This window comes from Fibrobacter intestinalis (genome assembly GCF_900167415.1).
In the GTDB taxonomy this organism is placed as follows: domain Bacteria; phylum Fibrobacterota; class Fibrobacteria; order Fibrobacterales; family Fibrobacteraceae; genus Hallerella; species Hallerella intestinalis.
The window spans coordinates 17,077-35,873 of sequence record NZ_FUWU01000033.1; the positions used below are offsets into that span (position 1 = coordinate 17,077).

General features: G+C 46.8%; 15 protein-coding genes and 1 pseudogene. 11 read left to right on the forward strand and 5 right to left on the reverse strand.

What is annotated here, in order from left to right; all coding sequences use genetic code 11:
- Window positions 1–18: 18 nt before the first annotated feature.
- The 10 genes from B5D40_RS09565 to B5D40_RS09610 are packed head-to-tail and all read left to right on the forward strand — an operon-like array spanning window position 19 to window position 9,718.
- The gene (locus B5D40_RS09565; RefSeq protein WP_073303058.1) at window positions 19–732 is read left to right on the forward strand and encodes a hypothetical protein; all 714 of its coding nucleotides are present in this window, start codon (window positions 19–21) and stop codon (window positions 730–732) included.
- Between the two features lies 1 nt (window position 733).
- Entirely contained in the window at window positions 734–1,081 is a 348-nt protein-coding gene (gene panD / locus B5D40_RS09570) for an aspartate 1-decarboxylase (RefSeq protein ID WP_078776739.1), read from the forward strand.
- A 17-nt stretch (window positions 1,082–1,098) separates the two neighbouring features.
- On the forward strand, window positions 1,099–1,491 hold the full coding sequence (locus tag B5D40_RS09575; protein WP_073303062.1) for a LytR C-terminal domain-containing protein: 393 nt from the start codon (window positions 1,099–1,101) through the stop codon (window positions 1,489–1,491).
- Complete coding sequence (rsfS, locus tag B5D40_RS15950) at window positions 1,488–2,078, forward strand: ribosome silencing factor (protein WP_078776741.1); 591 nt, start codon at window positions 1,488–1,490, stop codon at window positions 2,076–2,078. The genes B5D40_RS09575 and rsfS overlap by 4 nt, the downstream gene beginning before the upstream one ends.
- Window positions 2,065–3,777 (forward strand): arginine--tRNA ligase, encoded by a 1,713-nt coding sequence (argS, locus tag B5D40_RS09585; RefSeq protein WP_073303064.1) that lies wholly within the window; start codon window positions 2,065–2,067, stop codon window positions 3,775–3,777. Before rsfS ends, argS begins: the two co-directional genes overlap by 14 nt.
- Before the next feature lie 3 nt (window positions 3,778–3,780).
- Complete coding sequence (locus B5D40_RS09590) at window positions 3,781–4,839, forward strand: CofH family radical SAM protein (RefSeq protein ID WP_073303066.1); 1,059 nt, start codon at window positions 3,781–3,783, stop codon at window positions 4,837–4,839.
- A 3-nt stretch (window positions 4,840–4,842) separates the two neighbouring features.
- Window positions 4,843–5,775, forward strand: a complete 933-nt coding sequence (locus B5D40_RS09595) for a rhomboid family intramembrane serine protease (protein WP_078776742.1) — start codon at window positions 4,843–4,845, stop codon at window positions 5,773–5,775.
- A complete protein-coding gene (locus tag B5D40_RS09600; RefSeq protein WP_073303070.1) occupies window positions 5,775–6,257 on the forward strand; it encodes an SRPBCC family protein in 483 nt (160 codons plus the stop codon). Before B5D40_RS09595 ends, B5D40_RS09600 begins: the two co-directional genes overlap by 1 nt.
- A gap of 9 nt (window positions 6,258–6,266) precedes the next feature.
- Window positions 6,267–8,078, forward strand: coding sequence for a UbiD family decarboxylase (locus tag B5D40_RS09605; protein ID WP_078776743.1), 1,812 nt, complete (start codon window positions 6,267–6,269; stop codon window positions 8,076–8,078).
- Complete coding sequence (locus tag B5D40_RS09610; RefSeq protein WP_078776744.1) at window positions 8,075–9,718, forward strand: hypothetical protein; 1,644 nt, start codon at window positions 8,075–8,077, stop codon at window positions 9,716–9,718. Before B5D40_RS09605 ends, B5D40_RS09610 begins: the two co-directional genes overlap by 4 nt.
- Here B5D40_RS09610 and ribD read toward each other — a convergent pair.
- The 4 genes from ribD to B5D40_RS09630 form a co-directional block, all read right to left on the reverse strand.
- Complete coding sequence (gene ribD / locus B5D40_RS09615; protein WP_078776745.1) at window positions 9,712–10,749, reverse strand: bifunctional diaminohydroxyphosphoribosylaminopyrimidine deaminase/5-amino-6-(5-phosphoribosylamino)uracil reductase RibD; 1,038 nt, start codon at window positions 10,747–10,749, stop codon at window positions 9,712–9,714. The two genes, B5D40_RS09610 and ribD, sit on opposite strands and share 7 nt — an antisense overlap.
- A complete protein-coding gene (locus tag B5D40_RS09620; protein ID WP_078776746.1) occupies window positions 10,746–11,606 on the reverse strand; it encodes a PAS domain-containing protein in 861 nt (286 codons plus the stop codon). The genes ribD and B5D40_RS09620 overlap by 4 nt, the downstream gene beginning before the upstream one ends.
- Before the next feature lie 367 nt (window positions 11,607–11,973).
- Complete coding sequence (locus B5D40_RS09625; protein ID WP_078776747.1) at window positions 11,974–15,360, reverse strand: DEAD/DEAH box helicase family protein; 3,387 nt, start codon at window positions 15,358–15,360, stop codon at window positions 11,974–11,976.
- A complete protein-coding gene (locus B5D40_RS09630) occupies window positions 15,360–17,165 on the reverse strand; it encodes an Eco57I restriction-modification methylase domain-containing protein (RefSeq protein ID WP_234978166.1) in 1,806 nt (601 codons plus the stop codon). Before B5D40_RS09630 ends, B5D40_RS09625 begins: the two co-directional genes overlap by 1 nt.
- Window positions 17,166–17,294: 129 nt before the next feature.
- Here B5D40_RS09630 and B5D40_RS15675 point away from each other — a divergent pair, with 129 nt between their 5' ends.
- The gene (locus B5D40_RS15675) at window positions 17,295–17,612 is read left to right on the forward strand and encodes a hypothetical protein (protein ID WP_159446926.1); all 318 of its coding nucleotides are present in this window, start codon (window positions 17,295–17,297) and stop codon (window positions 17,610–17,612) included.
- Window positions 17,613–18,472: 860 nt separating this feature from the next.
- Here B5D40_RS15675 and B5D40_RS09635 read toward each other — a convergent pair.
- A pseudogene (locus B5D40_RS09635) lies at window positions 18,473–18,797 on the reverse strand (hypothetical protein); the annotation flags it as partial.

The window sequence follows — 18,797 nt, forward strand, 5'->3', positions numbered from 1 at the left end:
TCGAACTGCTGAGGTTCAATGAAAACGACATTCAAAATCTTCTGTGCTTTTCTTTTCGCGGTTTCCGTTTCGTTTGCGCAAGACGATTTTGACAACTATGCAGCCGATGACACGACAGAAGAAGCTGTAGAGGATTCCTATTCCGCGGGTTCCGCAAATTCCTCGGACAGCGAATGGGCGGGCTTTGACTACGAAAGCGCCGGACTGACCCAGTGGGAATTCCAGCAGGCCAAAGAAAACGGCGTCAGCCGCGACAAACTGACTCAATTGACCGAACTGGGCATTCGCCCGTCAGAATATCTGCAAGAGCCTTGGAAACGCCTCGGCGTATCCGAAGAAGATTGGCTGAGTTCCCGCGCCAAAGGTTTGGAAGATTCCGACATTGACCGTACTTATCGCAATCATTCGGGAGAACAAAACATCGCCTACCTTTCCGCTCTCGTTCCTTCCCTTTACCAGTGGAAACACGACGAAACGGTAAAAGCAATCTGGATGGATGCTCTTTGGGTGGTCGGCGTAGCAGGTCTGACTTATTTTGCGGTCAATAGCGACGAATATGACAATACCTGGGTTTACTGGTTGATTCCCGTCCTTGGAGCTCATATTTGGTCCTTTGCCGATGCCTTCTTCAATACCCAGTGGGCAAACAACCCCGACGCCGACCGCTTTAGCATGGGAGTCGGTCCTAGTTTGAATCGCGGAGTCGCGGGCGTTCTTCAAATACGCTTCTAAAATGCAAACCGATTTTCTGAAATGTAAAATCCATCGCGCAACTGTAACCGATGCGAATTTAAATTATGAAGGTTCCATCACTATCGATAAAGCTTTGCTGGACGCTGCAGGAATTCTTCCCTTTGAAAAAGTCGGCGTTCTGGACATCAATAACGGTGCTCGTTTTGATACCTATGTCATCGAAGGGGAAGCCGAGTCCGGCACAATCTGTTTAAATGGCGCTGCCGCCAGAATGGTGCAAAAGGGCGATCTGGTCATTATCGTTTCGTATGTTTCTTTGACTCCGGAAGAAGCAAAGACATGGAAACCGACCATTGTAAAAGTAAACGCCCAAAACAAGCCGCTCTAAATCGCTATATTTACAGCGTGCGCATTTTCAAAGCAATCATCCCCGTTTTTTATTTGACCTTTCTTCTTTGTTCTTGCAAGGAAGAGGTTCAAATCGTACCTGAAATCCGTGAAACGCCGGGAGACATACAAGTCCTGAACTCCAGCGGCATCCCGGGTGCTGCGGTCAAAATGCGCGACTATTTGCGTTCACAAGGTTTCGACGTCATCGAAATGAGCAACGACAACCTCTGGAATTACGAAGAAACCATCATCGCCATCCGAAATCCTCACTGGGCAGGGGCCGAAGCCCTTGCCAAAGCCCTCCATACGACAAATGTCATCCCTTTAAAAAACAAGCAGAAACTTGTGGATGCAACCGTATTCGTGGGAAAAGATTTTGAAAAAATCACACAAACAGGAACACCATGACAACAGCAAAAAAAACGGCAACCAAAACCGTTACCAAAAAAACAACTGTAAAAAAAACGGCTACCAAAACTGCGGCTAAAGCGACTGAAAAAAAGACGACGGCAAAAGCCTCTGTAAAGAAAGCCGAAAAGAAAACAGTCGTCAAGAAGACGGCAAAGACAACGAAAAAAGTTTCATCCCAAAAAACATATTCAGAAGCCGTACAAGCGGCGGCGAAAATTTTATTTGAATTGCGCGCGCAAAAGTTGCAACTCATCGATCTGCGCGGCATTTCGGAAACCTCGGACTTCATGCTGCTCGCGACTTGCGAAAGCGAAGCCCAAATGCAAGCCATCCTGACCGAACTCGATAAAAATTTCAAACACCAAAAGTTACAGCACCGCACCGAGTACAAGCCCGGCATCAATATGCGCTGGGCGGTTTTCGACGCCGGGTTCGATTTAATCGTCCAACTTTTTGAAGAAGGAAAACGAGACGAACTCGCCTTGGACAAACTCTACAGCGATGCTCCTATCACTGAACTCGAAGAAAAAAACTTTATCCAGAAGACAACCAAAAAGGCCAAAGCTAAAGATGACCTCATTTAACGAAGAAATCGCCAAAGCCGTCGCCGCAACGGGTGCGTTTGAACAGGATCAAGCCAAAAAACTCATCACGATTCCGAACGACACGGAACACGGCAACTTTTCCCTTCCCTGCTTTGCTCTGGCAAAGACCCTGCACAAAGCACCCAAGCAAATCGCCGAAGACCTGGCCGCCAAAATCCAGCTGCCCGCCGGAATTTCCAAAGTAGAAGCCATCGCCGGCTACTTGAACTTTTTCATCGACAGAAAATTCCTCGCCGAGTCCATTTTGGAAAGCATTGCCCAAGGCGGACTGGAATACGGCCACGCAGCCCCGAATGGAAAAGTCGTCTGCATCGACTACAGCTCGCCGAATATCGGTAAGGAACTCGCCTTTCACCATCTGCGTTCCACGATGATAGGAAACAGCCTTGCTCGCATTTACAAGGCATTTGGCTACAAGGTAGAACGCATCAACCACCTGGGGGACTGGGGAACCGCTTTTGGCAAACTCATCGTGATGTATCTGCGGGAAAAACTTCCAACCGACCAAGCCACGCTGGATTCCCTGACGGTTAAAGAACTCAACGTTCTGTACGCCAGTTTTTCCAAAGCCGCTAAAACGGAACCCGAGTTGGAAAACGCCGCCCGGGACGCCTTTTCCAAATTGGAAAAAGGCGACGAATTTTACCGGAAATTATGGTTGGCCTTCCGCGCGGCGACCCTCAAAGAATTGATGCGCATCTACAAAATGATGGGCGTGGACTTTGACCACTATACGGGAGAATCGTTCTACGAAGACAAAATGCCCGCCGTCATTGACGCCCTCCGCGAAAAGAACCTGCTGGAACGCAGCGAGGAAAGGGACGTCGTAAAACTCGACGAGTACAAGCTGAACCCTTGCCTCATCCGCAAAAGCGACGGCAGTACGTTGTATGCCACCCGCGATCTCGCCGCCGCGATTTACCGCAAAAAAGAATACAACTTCGACAAATGCCTTTATGTGGTGGATCTCGGGCAATCCCTGCACTTCAAGCAGATCAAGCTCGTTCTCAAAAAGATGGGTTACGACTGGTCTGACGCCCTCGTCCACATTCCGTTCGGCGTCATTCTAAACCTGATCGACGGCAAGTGGGAAAAAGGAAAGACCCGCACAGGAACAGCCAGCCTTCTCCGGGATGTCATCGAAGCGGCACAAAAGAAAATCTTGGAATTTATCGATCAAAAAAATCCGGATTTGGAAAACAAGGAATTGATTGCCCAGCAAATTGGCATTAGCGCGCTGACTTTCAACGATTTGAAAAATCACCGGATGATGGATGTCAAATTCGATTGGGATTCCGCTTTGAGTTTTGACGGAGCGACCGGACCTTATGTCCAAAATGCGCACGTTCGCCTTTGCAGCATTATGCGGAAAGCGGGCTACGACGTTCAGCAACAAGACGTGAATTTTGAACAATTAACAGACGATGCCGCCTACGAACTGATCAAGCTGCTCGCCCAAAAAGCGGACCGCATTCGCAAAGCCTGCGAAACCGACGAGCCGAGCGAGCTTGCGCAATACTCCTTGGACATCGCGGGCGCAGCACACAAATTCATTCACGACGACCGCGTCCTCGGAAGCCCGGAAGAAAAATCCAGGCTCTTCCTCGTCAAATGTACGCAAATCGTTCTGGAAGACGTTCTGAACCTGCTAGGGCTTTTCCCCGTGCGGAATATGTAAAAGATGAACAGGCAAAATTCCATTTCCGCTCTGCTGGATAAAGCGACGACATCGAGACTCGCTCCCGACGAAGCGCTTTTCCTTTTGCAGAATGCGGATTGGACGGAAATCGTCCACGCCGCCAATGCCGTTCGGAATGCCAGACTCCCCGGAAAACGTGTCGGCTATACGGTTTATCGGATCATCAACTATACCAATATCTGCTCCATCCTTTGCGACTTTTGCGCTTTTTCCCGAAAAGCGGGCGAAGCAGGTGCCTATACGCTTTCCCTTGAAAAAATTCGGGAGAAAGCACTGGAAGCCAAAACCCTAGGCGCAGACCAAATTTTTTTGCAAGGCGGAGTCCATGAAGATCTGCCGCTGGAGTACTACACCGATATTCTTTCCCTGCTTTCAAAAGATCTCGGCATGAGCGTTCGCGGTTTTTCTCCCGTTGAACTGGTACACATTGCCAAAGCGCACCAATTAACCCTAGAAGAACTTCTTCGGCTTTTTAAAAATGCCGGACTTTCGTCCGTTCCCGGAGCCGGAGCCGAAATCCTTTCCGACAGAATCCGAAAGGAACTCAGCCCGAAAAAACTGACAGCAAAAGAATGGCGAGACACGCTGGCGGTCTGTCAAAAAAATGGACTTCCCGGCAGTGCCAATATCGTCATCGGATCCAAGGAATCGCCGCAAGATATTATTGAACATCTGGAACTGGTACGCAACCTTCAAGACGAAACTTCCGGAATCAAAAGCTTTGTCGCATGGACATTTCAACCGCAAACGGACAAATTCCCCATCCGCCATGTATCTCCAGCGGAATACCTAAAAGTCCTTGGACTTTGCCGACTTTACTTTGACAACATCCGTCACATTGAAGTTTCCGTTCTAGGAATGGGAAAAGCTATTGGTGAACTAGGACTCCTTTCTGGAGCCGACGATATCAACAGTATCGTTCTAGAAGAAAACGTTTTGGTTTCCCAAGGAATCCGCAGCATTGCCGAAGCCGAGGACTTTATCCGAAATGCGGGATTTATTCCCTACCGACGGGACTTGAATTTCAGCGGCGACGATTAAGCTATGCGAACGCGAACTCGATTCAGGCGCCTACAGATCGACGAGATTCTGCACGTCGTCCCAGCGGAGAGTTCTATAGCCATCGGCAACCTAAAACAAATCCGGATATACAGTCTGGTCCTAGCAAGCCAGAGGATTCCCCATCAAATTTTGCGGGATAAGCGGGGACCTTACAAACTTTCCGTATGGGGTAAATACCAAGAGTCCGCATCCCAGCAAATCGCCCTTTACATTCAAGAAAATCCTCCCCAACCGGAAAATCCCCCTTTAGCGCTCCGCTTTAAAATTTCACCGCTCCTCATTCTTTCCCTTCCTGCGGTTCTGACCCTTCTTCAATTTTCCCGCTATGGCAGCCGCTGGTATCACACCGGAATCGCCGATGCAGAAAAAATTCTGTCTGGAGATTGGTGGCGTCCCATTACCGCTCTCACTTTGCACGGGAATGCACACCATCTGGCTTCCAACCTGATTTCCGGCTATATTGTTTTGAACCTGCTGGCATTCCGCTTGCCTCTCGCCCGCATCGCTCTCCCCATCGCCGTAGCATCCGCAGTGGCCAATTTTTTTGTCGCCCTCACCGTGCAAGAGGATTTTCGTTCTCTCGGTTTTTCCACTTTTGTCTTTTGTGCAATCGGTACTCTCGGCACCATTGAATTTCGCCTGCTGCCTTTGAAAACGGGCAATGTCCTGCGACGTTTCACTCCGCTTTTCGCCAGCGCGCTCTTAGCCATTTTTCTGGGCATCGGCGAAAACGCCGATATTCTTTCCCATTTTTATGGTTTTGCATTAGGACTCATCGTCGGCTTTTTACCGTCGAAAAAAAGTCTCCTCTGGGGAGAAAAAAGAACAACCTTGGACTTTCTCTTCTGGATTCTCTATTTTGCGATCTTTGCCTTCGCCTGGCGGCGGGCAATTTTATTATCTTTATCGGTATAATGGGAAACATTATTCAAACTTCCGGTTTTTCAATTCAGGACAATGAAGCGAACAAACTCCTTCACGTATTTCCATTGATTCTGAATGTCGGCGATTCGCCTGCGCTTTTGTTCCGTCTGGATGCGCCACTTGCCGTTGGCACGAGCGTTTCTTATCGGCTTGTCGCTGGTTTCCGGATTTTGAACTGGAAAGGGAAAATCACTTCTGTCCAAAAAAACGACTGGACTGCGGAATTGCAGGAAGGCCCGTTTTCCTTTTTTCAAGTGAAGCACTCCGTACAAAAAACAGGTGACTTGTTGGAATTGACAGACGAAATTTATTTTGGCGGAGAAGCTCCCGAATTGGCGGTCGCCATGCGGAATGCCAGACTGCTTTACGCGTTTAAAGATCGAGCCGATTTGCTCCAAGCCCAAGACTCTTACGAATCCCACCGCAAGACCGAAAGCTTCAAAGCATTCAATGCCGGATTGTCTGCGGGCTGACGGAGAGCCATGCCCTACAAATCCTTAGAAAGCGCGCTTTTAGATTTAGAAAAGCACGGGATGCTCTTGCGCATTTCCGAAGAGGTTTCTCCCGATTTAATCATGCCCAAAATGGCAGAAATCGCCACTCAAGAAAACCTGCCCGCTCTCCTTTTTGAACGCGTTCAGAATTCCCCATTCCGTGCTGCGGCAAATATCTTTGGCAGTCGTGAACGCATCCATTTTCTATTTCGCAAAACCCTCCAACGTACAAAAACGGCTATTGATTTTCACGCCAATCCCGTCGAAGTTTTAAAACGGCCCCAAAACTGGTTTTCGCTTCCCTCTATAGGATGCTTCGTTCTTCCCGTCAAAAGTTTTGCTTCTCCGGTTCTGCAAGAAACAACCCGTCTCAGCGACTTGCCGCAAATTCGTCTGCACGCCAAAGACGGCGGCACTTTTTTAACTCTCCCGCAAGTCTTTTCGCAACAGCCCGAAGAACGGCAGCTGCTAAAATCCAATCTCGGAATGTATCGCATTCAAACATCCGGCAACCAGTATGTGCAAAATCAAGAATGCGGTCTCCATTACCAAATCGAACGGGGCATTGCCAGGCACCATGAAGCGGCAATTCAAAAAGGCGAACCGCTGAAAGTCAGCATTTGGCTAGGAGGACCTCCCGCCCAGACGTTGGCCGCCATTATGCCAATGCCTGCGAATCTTTCCGAACTGATTTTTGCCGGTCTTTTAAACGGTCGCGGTTTTCGCTATACGCATCTGGACGGTTATACGATTTCTTCCGATGCGGATTTTTGCATTTTAGGCGAGCTAGCTCCTACGCTAAAACCCGAAGGCCCTTTTGGCGACCATCTGGGCTACTATTCCGACAGGCACGATTTTCCCTACCTGAACGTCAAAAAAGTTTTTTGCAAAAAAAATGCCATCTATCCGTTTACAACCGTCGGCAGGCCGCCTCAGGAAGATTCCATTTTTGGAGAGTTCATCGCAGAAATAGTGAAACCGATGGTGCCGCAATCCGTTCCGGGAGTAGATGAAATAAACGCCGTGGATGCCGCTGGAGTGCATCCTCTGCTGCTTGCCATCGGAAAAGAACGCTACCGCCCCTATGTCAAAGACCGAGAACCGATGGAGCTTTTAAAAGAAGCCAACGCCCTTCTCGGATTCAATCAAGTTTCTCTTTCCAAATATGTTTTCATCACCGCCCGAGAAGACGCTCCGGATTTACGCACGACAAAATACGTCGATTATTTCACGCACGTTTTAGAACAAATTCACTTTGATCGGGATATTCATTTTCAAACAGAAACAACGATAGACACGCTGGATTACTCCGGACGCTCTCTGAATCATGGATCCAAAGTCATCTTTGCTACCGCCGGGCAAAAAATTCGTCAGCTCGGCCATTCGGAATCGGATTTGTCCTTATTGCATTTGCCCTTTGGATTTTCCAACCCCAAGTTGGTCTTTCCCGGAGTTCTCGCCATACAAGCGACGACCGCAGCAAAAATTTCCGAATTCGTACAAACGCTGGAAAATTTTCCATACCGAAACAATTATCCGCTGATAACTATCGCCGACGACTCCCATTTTACCGCAAAAAATTTGGAAAACTGGATGTGGGTGACATTTACCCGCAGCAACCCGGCCTCTGACATCTATGGTTTTCAGGAGCAATTTCGCCATAAGCACTGGACTTGTCAAAGTCCTCTGATTATTGACTCTCGCCTAAAATCGCAAATGCAAAGCCCCATTGAAGACGACCCCAAAATCGAAAAACTTGCCCGTGAAATTCTGCATCAAGCGCAAAAGAGAAAGCCATGACGAAAAAATCGGCTATCGCCTTTGCCATTTTGTGTCTATTCATCGCCAGCATTTCGGCCAGTCCCATCTGCGGACGTGAACGCCTTTGGCAAAATCGTACTCAACAAATTCATTCCACCGGAACGCCTTCCGCCAAATGGATAACCTCATCCACAACAAACTGCGATGCGGAATTTTATTACGATACAAGCGATGTCCAAGAACGCATTACCCAACATTTTCACATTTATTATGTCATTGAAGGCATCCACGCCACGAAAAAAGCTTTTGTAGATTCCCTGGCGACGGCACTGGAAAAAGCCTGGAATTTTTACATACAAGAACTCGGCTATAAAAAACCGAAAGCCGCCCCCATCACTTGGCATTACCGCAAAGAACCCGCTCCCAATCGCTTCCCCATTGAAATCGCCGACATCAATTCCATTCGCGATAACGCCAGCCTATTCGGCGGTTTTTGCGGAGAATGTATCGCCGTCACCTTTTCGCCTTCCAGCGAACCGGACGAATCGGAAATTATCATTGAAAATGATTTTTTCTTTGCCGGAATCAACAGCCCGCAAAAAAACGAAACCGATTCTTACTGTACCTTTTACAAAGCGGACAACCCGATGCAAAACGAAGTCACCGGAATTGACTATACCGTTCATTTCGGCAAACTCATTCGGGCGACAGCCTTTCACGAATTTTACCACACGCTTCAATTTATCTACTTACCACCTACGGACAAGCGCGACACTTACTGGTACGAAGCTTCCGCAACCGCCCAAGAAGAAATCGGAGCTCCCGATGTCAATGATTACTGGTCACAGCTGCCGCTATTTTTCAATGCAACAGGAAAACCGTTTCATGAACTCAGCAGCGACTACGGCCTCGCCGTGTGGGAACTTTATAACGAAAGTATCTACGGCAATCCTATAGGAAAGCATTTTTGGGAACGCTTTGCCAAAAATCCAGACGCATCCTTTGAAGAAATTTTCGCCGAAGAAATGCAATATCGGGAAATCGATCCGGATTCCTCTTTCAACGATTTTGCCGAACGGCTTCTTTTTTCTGGACCTCGGGCATTATTTTCCGATTCCACAAAGCTCATTACGGACGACGCTTTCCGTTGGCCCTTTCAACCGAAAATTCTTTCGCCATCCACGGAAAGCGTTTCACTGACTCCGCCAGCCATCGCTTACTATCGCATCACCACGGATTCCATTCCACATTTAGACGCATTCCAAGGAAAAGCCAGCATCGCTTTATACGGCAAGACACAAACGCCCATCTTTTATTCTCTAGATACAATAACGCTGGCCAATATCCTGCCCCAAATAGAAAAATCGGAAAATGCCGTTTTAATTCTTTCCAGACTTCGTGAACAGACAAGCCAAAAACCCATCGTCGATTCCCTGCCAATGCGAAATTACCCGAATCCGTGGCGTGGCGAAACGCCCCTCTGCTTTGCCCATCTTCCCCAAGATAAGACGTTTATAGAAATTCGGACAAGAACCGGAAAGCTCGTCGGCCAATTCAGATATTCGGGAGAACAGCTTTGCCTGGAAGCGGAAACGCTGCGAGAAAAACTCGCCCCCGGATTATACTACTTCCGAGCGGGAAACAAAAACAAGGCGAAGCCCTTTCTTGTCGTCTATTGATTTTCGTCGCGGTCAGCGGCCAGCAAAAAATCGGTTCCCAGTTTTGCGATTTGTCGCAATTCCGGCTCTACTCCGCTTCGCCAAGAAAGGCCATTGAACATTTCCTTTGTAGAGCGTAACACAAACAAGCGATTCCACATTTTATTCGCCAAAATCTGACGGCACAAAGTCGCCCCGGGTTCCACAGCTAGCCGATGAATGCCCATTTGACTCAAGTCGTCCATCATTTTCGACCAATTTTCAGCAAAAGTTTTTCCCTCTAAAAGGCGAACTTCTGCAAGTCCGTCCAATTCTGTTTGGGGAATCCGGCTGTAAACCATCGGCAATCGTGCAAAAGGAGTTTCCCAAAGATGCAGATGCCGCGAAAGTAAACGAGAACCGGCAAAAACAATTCGAATGGGATGATTTCCGCCGACTCCGCGAACGGTCAATTTCGGGTTATCCGCAAGAACCGTTCCTCCGCCCACGCAAATACATTCCGCAGTTCTTCGCCATTTCGCCGTCCAGACATTCGCTTCCATTCCCGAAATGCGAACCGGCGAACGATCCGCCGCGGCAATAAATCCGTCAGCCGACTCGGCGATTTTCAATTCGACAAACGGACGGCGGTTCCGGACAAAAAAATCATAAGCATCATAAAAATGCAAAAAATCGTCAGGTGGAGAAACAAAAACCGATTCGATGCCCGCTGAAGCCAAAATTTTTTCGCTTTTTCCAAAGACCTGCGGATTCGGATCTCGATGGGCAAAGAAAACTTTCCGAATTCCTGCGGCGATAATCGCCTGCGTGCAGGGCGGCGTTCTGCCAAAATGACAGCAGGGTTCCAACGTTACATACAAAGTCGCTTGATTCGCTCGTTCGGTCGCATCACGCAAGGCCATCACTTCGGCATGGGGGCCGTGAATCCTTTGCGTGTGCCCCACTCCAACAATTTTTCCATCTTTTACAACAACCGCGCCCACTGCCGGATTCGGAAACGAAACGCCAACCGCCAACAATGCCTGTTCAAAAGCCTTTTCCAGATAATTCATTTTTTCGATAGCAACTGGCTTACGCCATACAAAGTGTAAAATCCGATATCGTTCTTTTCCAACGTACTGCAAATTTCCAAATCGACCCTGGAGCCGTCTTTATTTTGCACCGTAATCACAGACCTCTGCGGAGAATCGCATTCCTTTCCACTATCGGCAAGACTCGCAATCCGTTCATTCAATTCCTGCCGGATTTTAGAAAGGGATTCCGGCGTAAACACATCTACATTAGAAATAATCGGACCAGCGGGAAAATCGTCAATGCCAAAGCGTTCTTTGGAAACAGGCGTCAAGAGAGTCAGTCGCCGAGACAGACAATCCATTTTCCAGACGATTGCCCTTGAATTATTCAGCAAGATATTCATCAACCTTTTGTGTTCAATCAATTCTTCATGGATTCGAATTTGTTCATTTATCGGAAAGAACGAACAACAAAAAATCGCTTTAGCCCGAAACGAAGTGAAAAATCCAAAAAGTTCATACCATTGCCATCCATATCGCGCATCGCGCAAACGAATCCGTAAATTTTCAAGACTTTTGCCCGCATACTTTTTCTCGTCGCCAAGAGAATTGGTTATCACTGTATTTAATAGTTTCGCATCGTCCGGGTGAATAAATTCCTTGAAGTTATGTTTTTTGAGTTCTTCATCGGAAATGCCGAAAATCTGCAATAACGCTGCCGATGCCGATAACGATTGCAAGTCTTTTAAGGAAAGAATGGCAAGAAGGCTTTTGGTCTTCTGATCTATCTGGCGAACCAGCTGCAAGCGGTCTTTTAAAGAAACGATTTGCAACAGCAAAAAGATAACCGCCACAAAAAACAATAGAGCGAGAATCAGAGGGTAATTGTCAAACATAAGATTCTTCTAAAATGGTTTTGGGGGATACTTCGACAAGCTCACCAACCGTTTGTCGAACTAATCGAAGGGAAACAGAAATGAAAAGCGGTCAATACATTCGGTATTGAACACTTTAAGAAATGAAGCCATGCGACGCAGCACAACTGATTTTTGGAAAATGGATTTTTAACTACAGCCATAATGCCAATTTATAAAAAACTCGGCAAATGAAAATCCATTTTTCGCAAAGCTTTATCCGTCAAAGAATAAAGAATTACATACAATCCTTCACAAAACATTCGCAATCCATTTTTTCAAAGAGAGAACTTGTTCTCGCAAGGGGAATTCTTTTTCAAAATGGGAACGATGTCCAGACGCATTCCTTCTAAAACGCTTTTTCAACCCATTCGGCAAGCTTGCCTTCCTTGGCGAGTTCGGCGGTATCTTTCATCTTGAAATTCGGGTAAAGCGCCTGGATTTCCGATGCGGTCTTGCCTTCGATTTCTCTGTTGAATCCTAGAATGTAGTGCATGGCAATCATGTAAATGATTTCGGTGGGAGCTGCCCCGTAAACTTGATTCTTGACGATATACTCTAGCCTTTTCTTGTCGTCGGGGAAGAGTTCCTTCATCTTTTGGGAGCGATAAATCCGTTTGATGATTTCGGTGATATAAAGTCCCGATTTCATATACAGGTCGGCAAAGGTGTGCGTCGGGTCGTCGAAGCACCCCGGCGTTTCCTTTTCCAGCATATCCACCATCTCCTTGACGACTTTTTTCGGGGTGAATATCTGGTTTGTCTTTTGCGGCGGAATGTAATCGAAAATATCGCCTTTGAAATTTTCCTTGAAGTAATCCGCGAGCTCCGAACGTTTACGCATAAATTCTTGGACGGAATCGTTGAAGACGACGGATTCAAAGAGATGGCCAGCGTAATGCTTTTTCTTGCCGTCATTTTCGTCGGTGTAATCGCCGCCGTCGCGAAGGAACTTGAATTCGTCAACGGTGATGCTTGTGACTTCAAGGAATACGTTGCCCGGAATGTCTCGTTCGAAATTTTCGAGAGTGGTTTCGGCATTTCCGTAAGCCATTAGGAATGAAGGAATCGTGCGGGCAAAGCCACGCAGATGATCGCGGACGCGTTCTTCGATGGCGTTTTTCTTCTTTTCGATTTTACTTTCTTCGACCGCCTTGACGGTTTCCTCTGTCGCCTTTTTCCAAATGTCCGATGTATCCGAAACGGTTTCTTTGAATTTTTTCTCAGCAGCATCCATTTCCTTTTTGAATAACTGCTGAATTTGCTTTTCTTCGGCCTTGGAATTGCAGTTTTTCAACGCCTCGTCGCGCTTATGTTCCGCTGTACCGGCTTCTATCTTGAAATCGGCGGCGGCAGAACTGATTTTCTTTTGTCCGTAATTTTGCAGATTGCGTTCAAATTCCTTGGACTGAGATTTGGTCATGTCTTGGCCAAACTTGACCTTGGCTTCTTCGGCTACTTTCTTTACAGATACATCGTAAACAGTGGTCAATTCCTTAACGACATTTTCTATTTCCGAAGGCTTGTGGTCTCGCAGTAACCTATTCACGTCTTTTTCGTAATCATTAGATTGCTGGGCAAAAACCGGATCACCAAACTTATCTGCGGCTGTCCCGACCACCTGTTCCGAGGGAACATCGACATTTCCATTTTCATCAAGAGGAAGTTCATTCGCCTGTTCCGGGGTGACAATATTCTTGTCCGCTTCTGCCTTGGTGACAGGATTTACCTTTTTGAGGATGTCGTTTACAATCGAAGGTGCAGCAAAAATTCCGCTGATATTCTGGAAAAGGAAATTGCTCATGAATCCATGATTCACGACTTCCTTAGCGTGGATATGCCTCGGGATGGTCAACACCTTTTCGGCATCCAGCTCTATCATTTCGCCATTGTCGTCTTCGCCTACCACAGGGAAGAAGTTCAAGAGTTCCAGAACATGCTTCTTGCGCTTTTCGCTATCACCTGCACCACCGGCAGTATCCTTGTACTGGTCATTGGCAATGGTTTCCACGATAGTCAGCGTGCGTGCCGGATCAAAATCGAACACATACGCATTATCTTTGCGATATGTTTTGCCATCCTTATCCAAGAAAAGGCACGGATTCTGAGCACGGAATGCAGCCTGCATATACAGCGCCGGAGAACGCATGGAGCAAAGCATCAGAACAGCGGTCCATTCGGGAATGGTGACGCCCGTCGTAAGCTGCCCCACCGAAAGGGTAATAGTCTTTTCGTTTTTCTTGATTGCTTCGCGGACAGCGGTAATCGCCTTCTGGTTTTCCAGTTCCTCGTCGCCATTACCTACAGCAAGGACCACCGTATATTCCTTGAATACAGGGTGCTGTGTCAAAAGCTTTTTCAAGGCGATGGCAGAATCTACACGATTCAACAACCAGAACGTATGCTTGAGCTGGTTCCTGAGTTCTTCCGTAGAGAACGGATACTTTTTCTGCTCCGTAAGAGCACGCAGGAACTTCTTTACATCTTCGAGATGTTCAAAATACCCTGAAGCATTCGTCTTGAAGAACTCGTTCAAGTCAAAGTAATATTGCGTTTCTTCGTCATCAATGAGAGTTCCAGCATCGGCCTTCGCTCCCATCATATCGGACATCTGGTAAGTGAACAGATTGAGCTTCGGCAAGTCTTCGTAAGGATTTTCTATCCCCTTTTCCGCAAATTCTTTTTTACGCTCCTGTTCGTCTGCGTATGTCCAGTTGAATATAGCCTCTTCGGGGAACTTGTCGGAAGCAAGCATCTTGAACGGAGTGCCCGAAAGGTTCAGCGTAAAACGGCGTTTGATGCGTTCCAAGGCAACATCCGTTTTATCGGTTTCTACGCCCTCGTGCGCCTCGTCAAGAATCAGCACATCCCAATCAAGTTCAGAAACTTCGCGGAGTTTTTCGTAATCGCCGCCAAAAGCCTTTGCACCTTTAAGGTCTTGCAAGGAGATAAATTCAATGCAGCCAAGCCTGTTCTTGCTAATGGCACGAGTGAATTCATCCCTTGTCAAAACATGCTTGTATTTTTGTGGATTCTTCTTGAAAACATCCACTTGGCTTACAAAATAGTAGCCGCCTTCCGTCCCGACGAAACGGGCATAATCGCTATACCAGCTATCGGCAATGGCGGGGCGATTTGTCAGGATAAGCACATTTTTTGCGCCGACGCGCCTGCAAAAATCGTATGCCGTGAGCGTCTTTCCAAAACGGGGCTTCGCGTTCCATAGGAATTCGGGGGCCTTGTCCTTTTTCAGGATTTTTATCAACTTGTGGTTGTCGAAATAATTGGCAGTCTTTCTGGCGGCTTCTTCTTGCTCGTCACGGAGTTCATAGATTTCGACTCCATCCATCTCGGTGAGGATTCCGTGATTTTCCTTAAAGTCGCGGAAGTGATTTTTTGATGTTGCTGCGTCGGTCCTGAACCATTCGGTTTTGGGCTTGCGCTCGATATTTTGCTTGTTGGTCAAGTATTTGTGGAAGTCGTGATCGCGAAAGGGCGTGGAGTCGTCTTCGAATTCCGCTTTGCCAGACCACTCGATGTTTGCTTTTGTGTTGGAGGTGTGGGTTTGCTGCTTGACGCGTTCATCAACGGCGGTTTTCAGGTTCTCGCCGAAATTGACTTCGGTATCGCCGATTTTTATCCAGCCGTTGTGGGTTACGTCGTTTGGAGTGGTGTAGGCGTAGATGGCGCGGTTCACGGGCCGTATGGTTTTGATTTGGGTGACGTTAGTGGGCATTAGACCATCTCCTTGACATGCGATTCAATAAAGTCGCGTTCTTCTTTAGATAGACCGTATTTTTTGTAAAGTTGCAAGTCGATTTCGTGAACGGATTTGGACCAGTCGATGTCGGATTTGGAAGTGAAGTCTTGAAGAGGGACGTATTTCCAAACCTCTTTACGAGCGTTATCTGGAGTAACTTTACAAATTCCAAGTAATGCCCGTACAAATTTTGTCTTTAAATACTTTATTAAAGATTCACATTCTGCTTTTGAATTAAATCTTCCAAAACTTATAAATGTTTGAGTACTTACGCTATTTGGAGAAGCTATTTCTAATTCACTAAGTATTTCTCCAAATTTTCCTTCACCATTTGATTTGGCAACAAAAATTTTCCATTTATCCAAATTTTCATGATTCGCTATATATTCTTTTTTTACAAATTTATAGCATCTTTTTGTTTCGTCCAATCCAAAGATTCTTCTATATGAATTTGATTTGTTTTTAAATTCTTCATCGAAAAAGATTTCAGGGAATTTTTTAAAAATATTTGAGCCAATAGATAATTTTTCCGAGGCCTTCACTCTTCTATTAAATTCGGGATGTTTTTGATAGAGTATTTTAGTCAGTCGATAACTAGAACGGTTAAAATGAATTTCATCAAGATAGTGGTTACATAAAGGATTTATTTTGTCAACTATGATTTGCATAATATCTGAAGTAACAAATTTCCCAATTTTCCCAAATATTTTTTCTTGATTCCTTAGTGTTATGGCAACACCTCCCTTTATATCAGTGTTTGGAAATATTTTTGAGGCTTCGGGTTCGTAATGAAGAACTTTAAAATGCTCATCATTTAAAATTTTTTCATTCCATGCTTTAGGAGTCTGTCCAGCGTTAAAGAGGAATCGGGCTGGTGTAATTAACTCTACACAATCTGCAATCTTGAATACTGCATCCATAAAATGATTATAAATAGGCGGCTGCCTTCCATTCTTTTCGGATTCTTCCTGATACGGTGGATTCCCTATCACGGCAAAGAATTTTTTCATGATACACTCTCCCTTATTTTGAAAAAGTTGAAATTCCGGCGGAGATTGAAAAACACATTTGTGCTTTCTTCGCCAGTCGTAAATCCGGCATATTTCGGTGGTGACTTCGCTTGTTTCACCTTCTGTCTCGAATCCGAGGAAATTCATTTGTCCGCAATCCTTTTCTTGAATTTGCGGAATCCTGCCTGTAAGGCCGTCCATCTGCCAAAAGTTCCACGCAATCACGTTGGCGGCGGTCATGGCCGTTTTCTTGTCGGGCTTTTCGCCTAACTTCTTTTCCCAATGTTCCACCCATGTCAAAAACACATTGATGCGGGCAATCAAAAGGTTGTCGCCTTGAAACTCGTAACCGTAAGAACTTTCCAACGAACGCATAGACCATTTCCGATATTCGTCGCCGTCGGCATTTTCGGCTGCCACGCGGAGTTTGCGATCCAAGAATCCAATGCGGTCTTCCACTTCGATAAAATTCCCGTCTGTGGGATTGTAACGGCTGGTGACAAAAGGAGCTTCGCCGCAAGTGATTTCGAGCTTGGTGAGTTCGATATAGTTCTCCCAAGACGTTCCTTCGTTAAACCGAATTTTTGGACGAGAAGTTGTCCAGGCTCTTTCCCCTTCCACATTGAATGCGCCTGCGTAACCCAAGTAATCGTCATCTAGGGCGTTGTTCATCTGGTTGCAAACCCAAGAGGGCGTAAAGACTTCGGCGCGCTTTTTGGTGCGATTCTTTTGGGTGTCGAGTGCCTTAGTGATTCTCGGGCGCACAAGCATCAGGCTTCCGCCGGTAATTTCCTTGAATTCGATTTCGCTTTTTGGGGAAATGGCGTCGTATTCGTCTGTCGCCCACAAGATGTTCTTGCCGGTGGTCTTGTCTTTCAAGAGTCTAGGGAGCACGGCTCCTTGATACACGTCAAAGATTTGCCGGACTGGCGTGTCTGCCGCAATGTTTTTCATTCCATTCTCCCGAACGTCAAGCGCAACATTTCGCTCCCGTTCGGGGACTGGATTACGGCGATTTCACAAAAAGAGAATACACGACGCCCTAGGCATACAATACGCCCACGCCAAAACGGGGCGCGCATGCGTCCGGACGGAAGTACCCTCTTATTCTTTTGGGTTGAAATGGTCGAGATTCCATGCCAAGAACAAGAGCAACTCGTGGGAATTTCTCTTGCTCCGGCATTTCTCGCGCACCAAATTAAAAAGGCGGTGAGTTGAATGACCTTACGACATGTGGCTCTCGACTGCCAACCCAAATAAGGCCAAACAACCCACGCCCCATAAAGGCCGATATGCCAAAACGGACTGCACAACGGCAGCCTGCATAGCGAATCGTTGCCGGCTTTGCACGCCGACAGACGTGAGCGTCTGTCTTATTCTCTTGGGTTGAAATTGTCGAGATTTCATATCGAGAATAAGAGAAACTCTCTATTTTCAGCGGATAATATAAAATATTCCGCCAGCAAAAGGTGTTGTTGACGACTAAAATGCTCTATCCTAAAAAGCCAAGGGTTCTACCGAAAATCCGTTAAAGTAAAACGGTAAACAGCCCTTTTTCCTAGCTCCCTACTTTCAACCAATCACAAATCACGCTTCGACAAGCTCAGCGACCGGTCCCAGCCCTTCGACTAGTTCGACAGGCGGTTGCTGAGCCCGTCGAAACACACTAACCGGCGGTTCCTGAATTTATCGAAAGGCAGGGACCGCTTGCCGAAGAGCATGGCAAGGAGAAAATCGGCGAAGCCATCTTCAAGCACGCAAAAATTGCCGTGCCACAATCCATTTTTCGTGCGGGGAGGCAATCGTTACCATTACACGGCTCCTTTCACGGGTGAAACAACGAATGTTATCATTACACAGCCCGTTTCACGAGTGAAACGACGAATGTTATCATTACACAGCCCGTTTCACGAGTAAAACGACAAATGCAATCATTACACAGCCCATTTCACGGGTGAAACGACAAATGTAACGGAGCCAAACCGGGCTTTGGGGGCAGTCCAATGCGCATCAACAAGTTAGCAGGGTCCCTTCGGAGTTGTTTGTTGTCAGTTATTAGTTAGTCAGCCCTTAAAAAGTCACTTTGCGAACGCAAGATAAGGACGTTCGCATTTTTTGTTCATTCCGTTCCACAGAAGGCAAAAACAGTATAGCCATTCCAACAGGGCAAAAAAGCGCCTCATGGCCCTCTTGAAGTTGAACGCCGCCGCAGCAAGCTTTGCATTGAGCATGTCGCCAAAGATTCCCTTGTAGAAATTTCTGCCCATACGGTGGTCGCTTTTCAGGTGGCCGTTGATAGGCTCGATGCCAGCCCTCTTGCAAAAAAGCTTGTGAGCCTTTTTCTTCTGGTAGTAAGTCGCGTTTTTCTTCGGGACGTCCGGTATCACGATCTTTGTCGTTCCG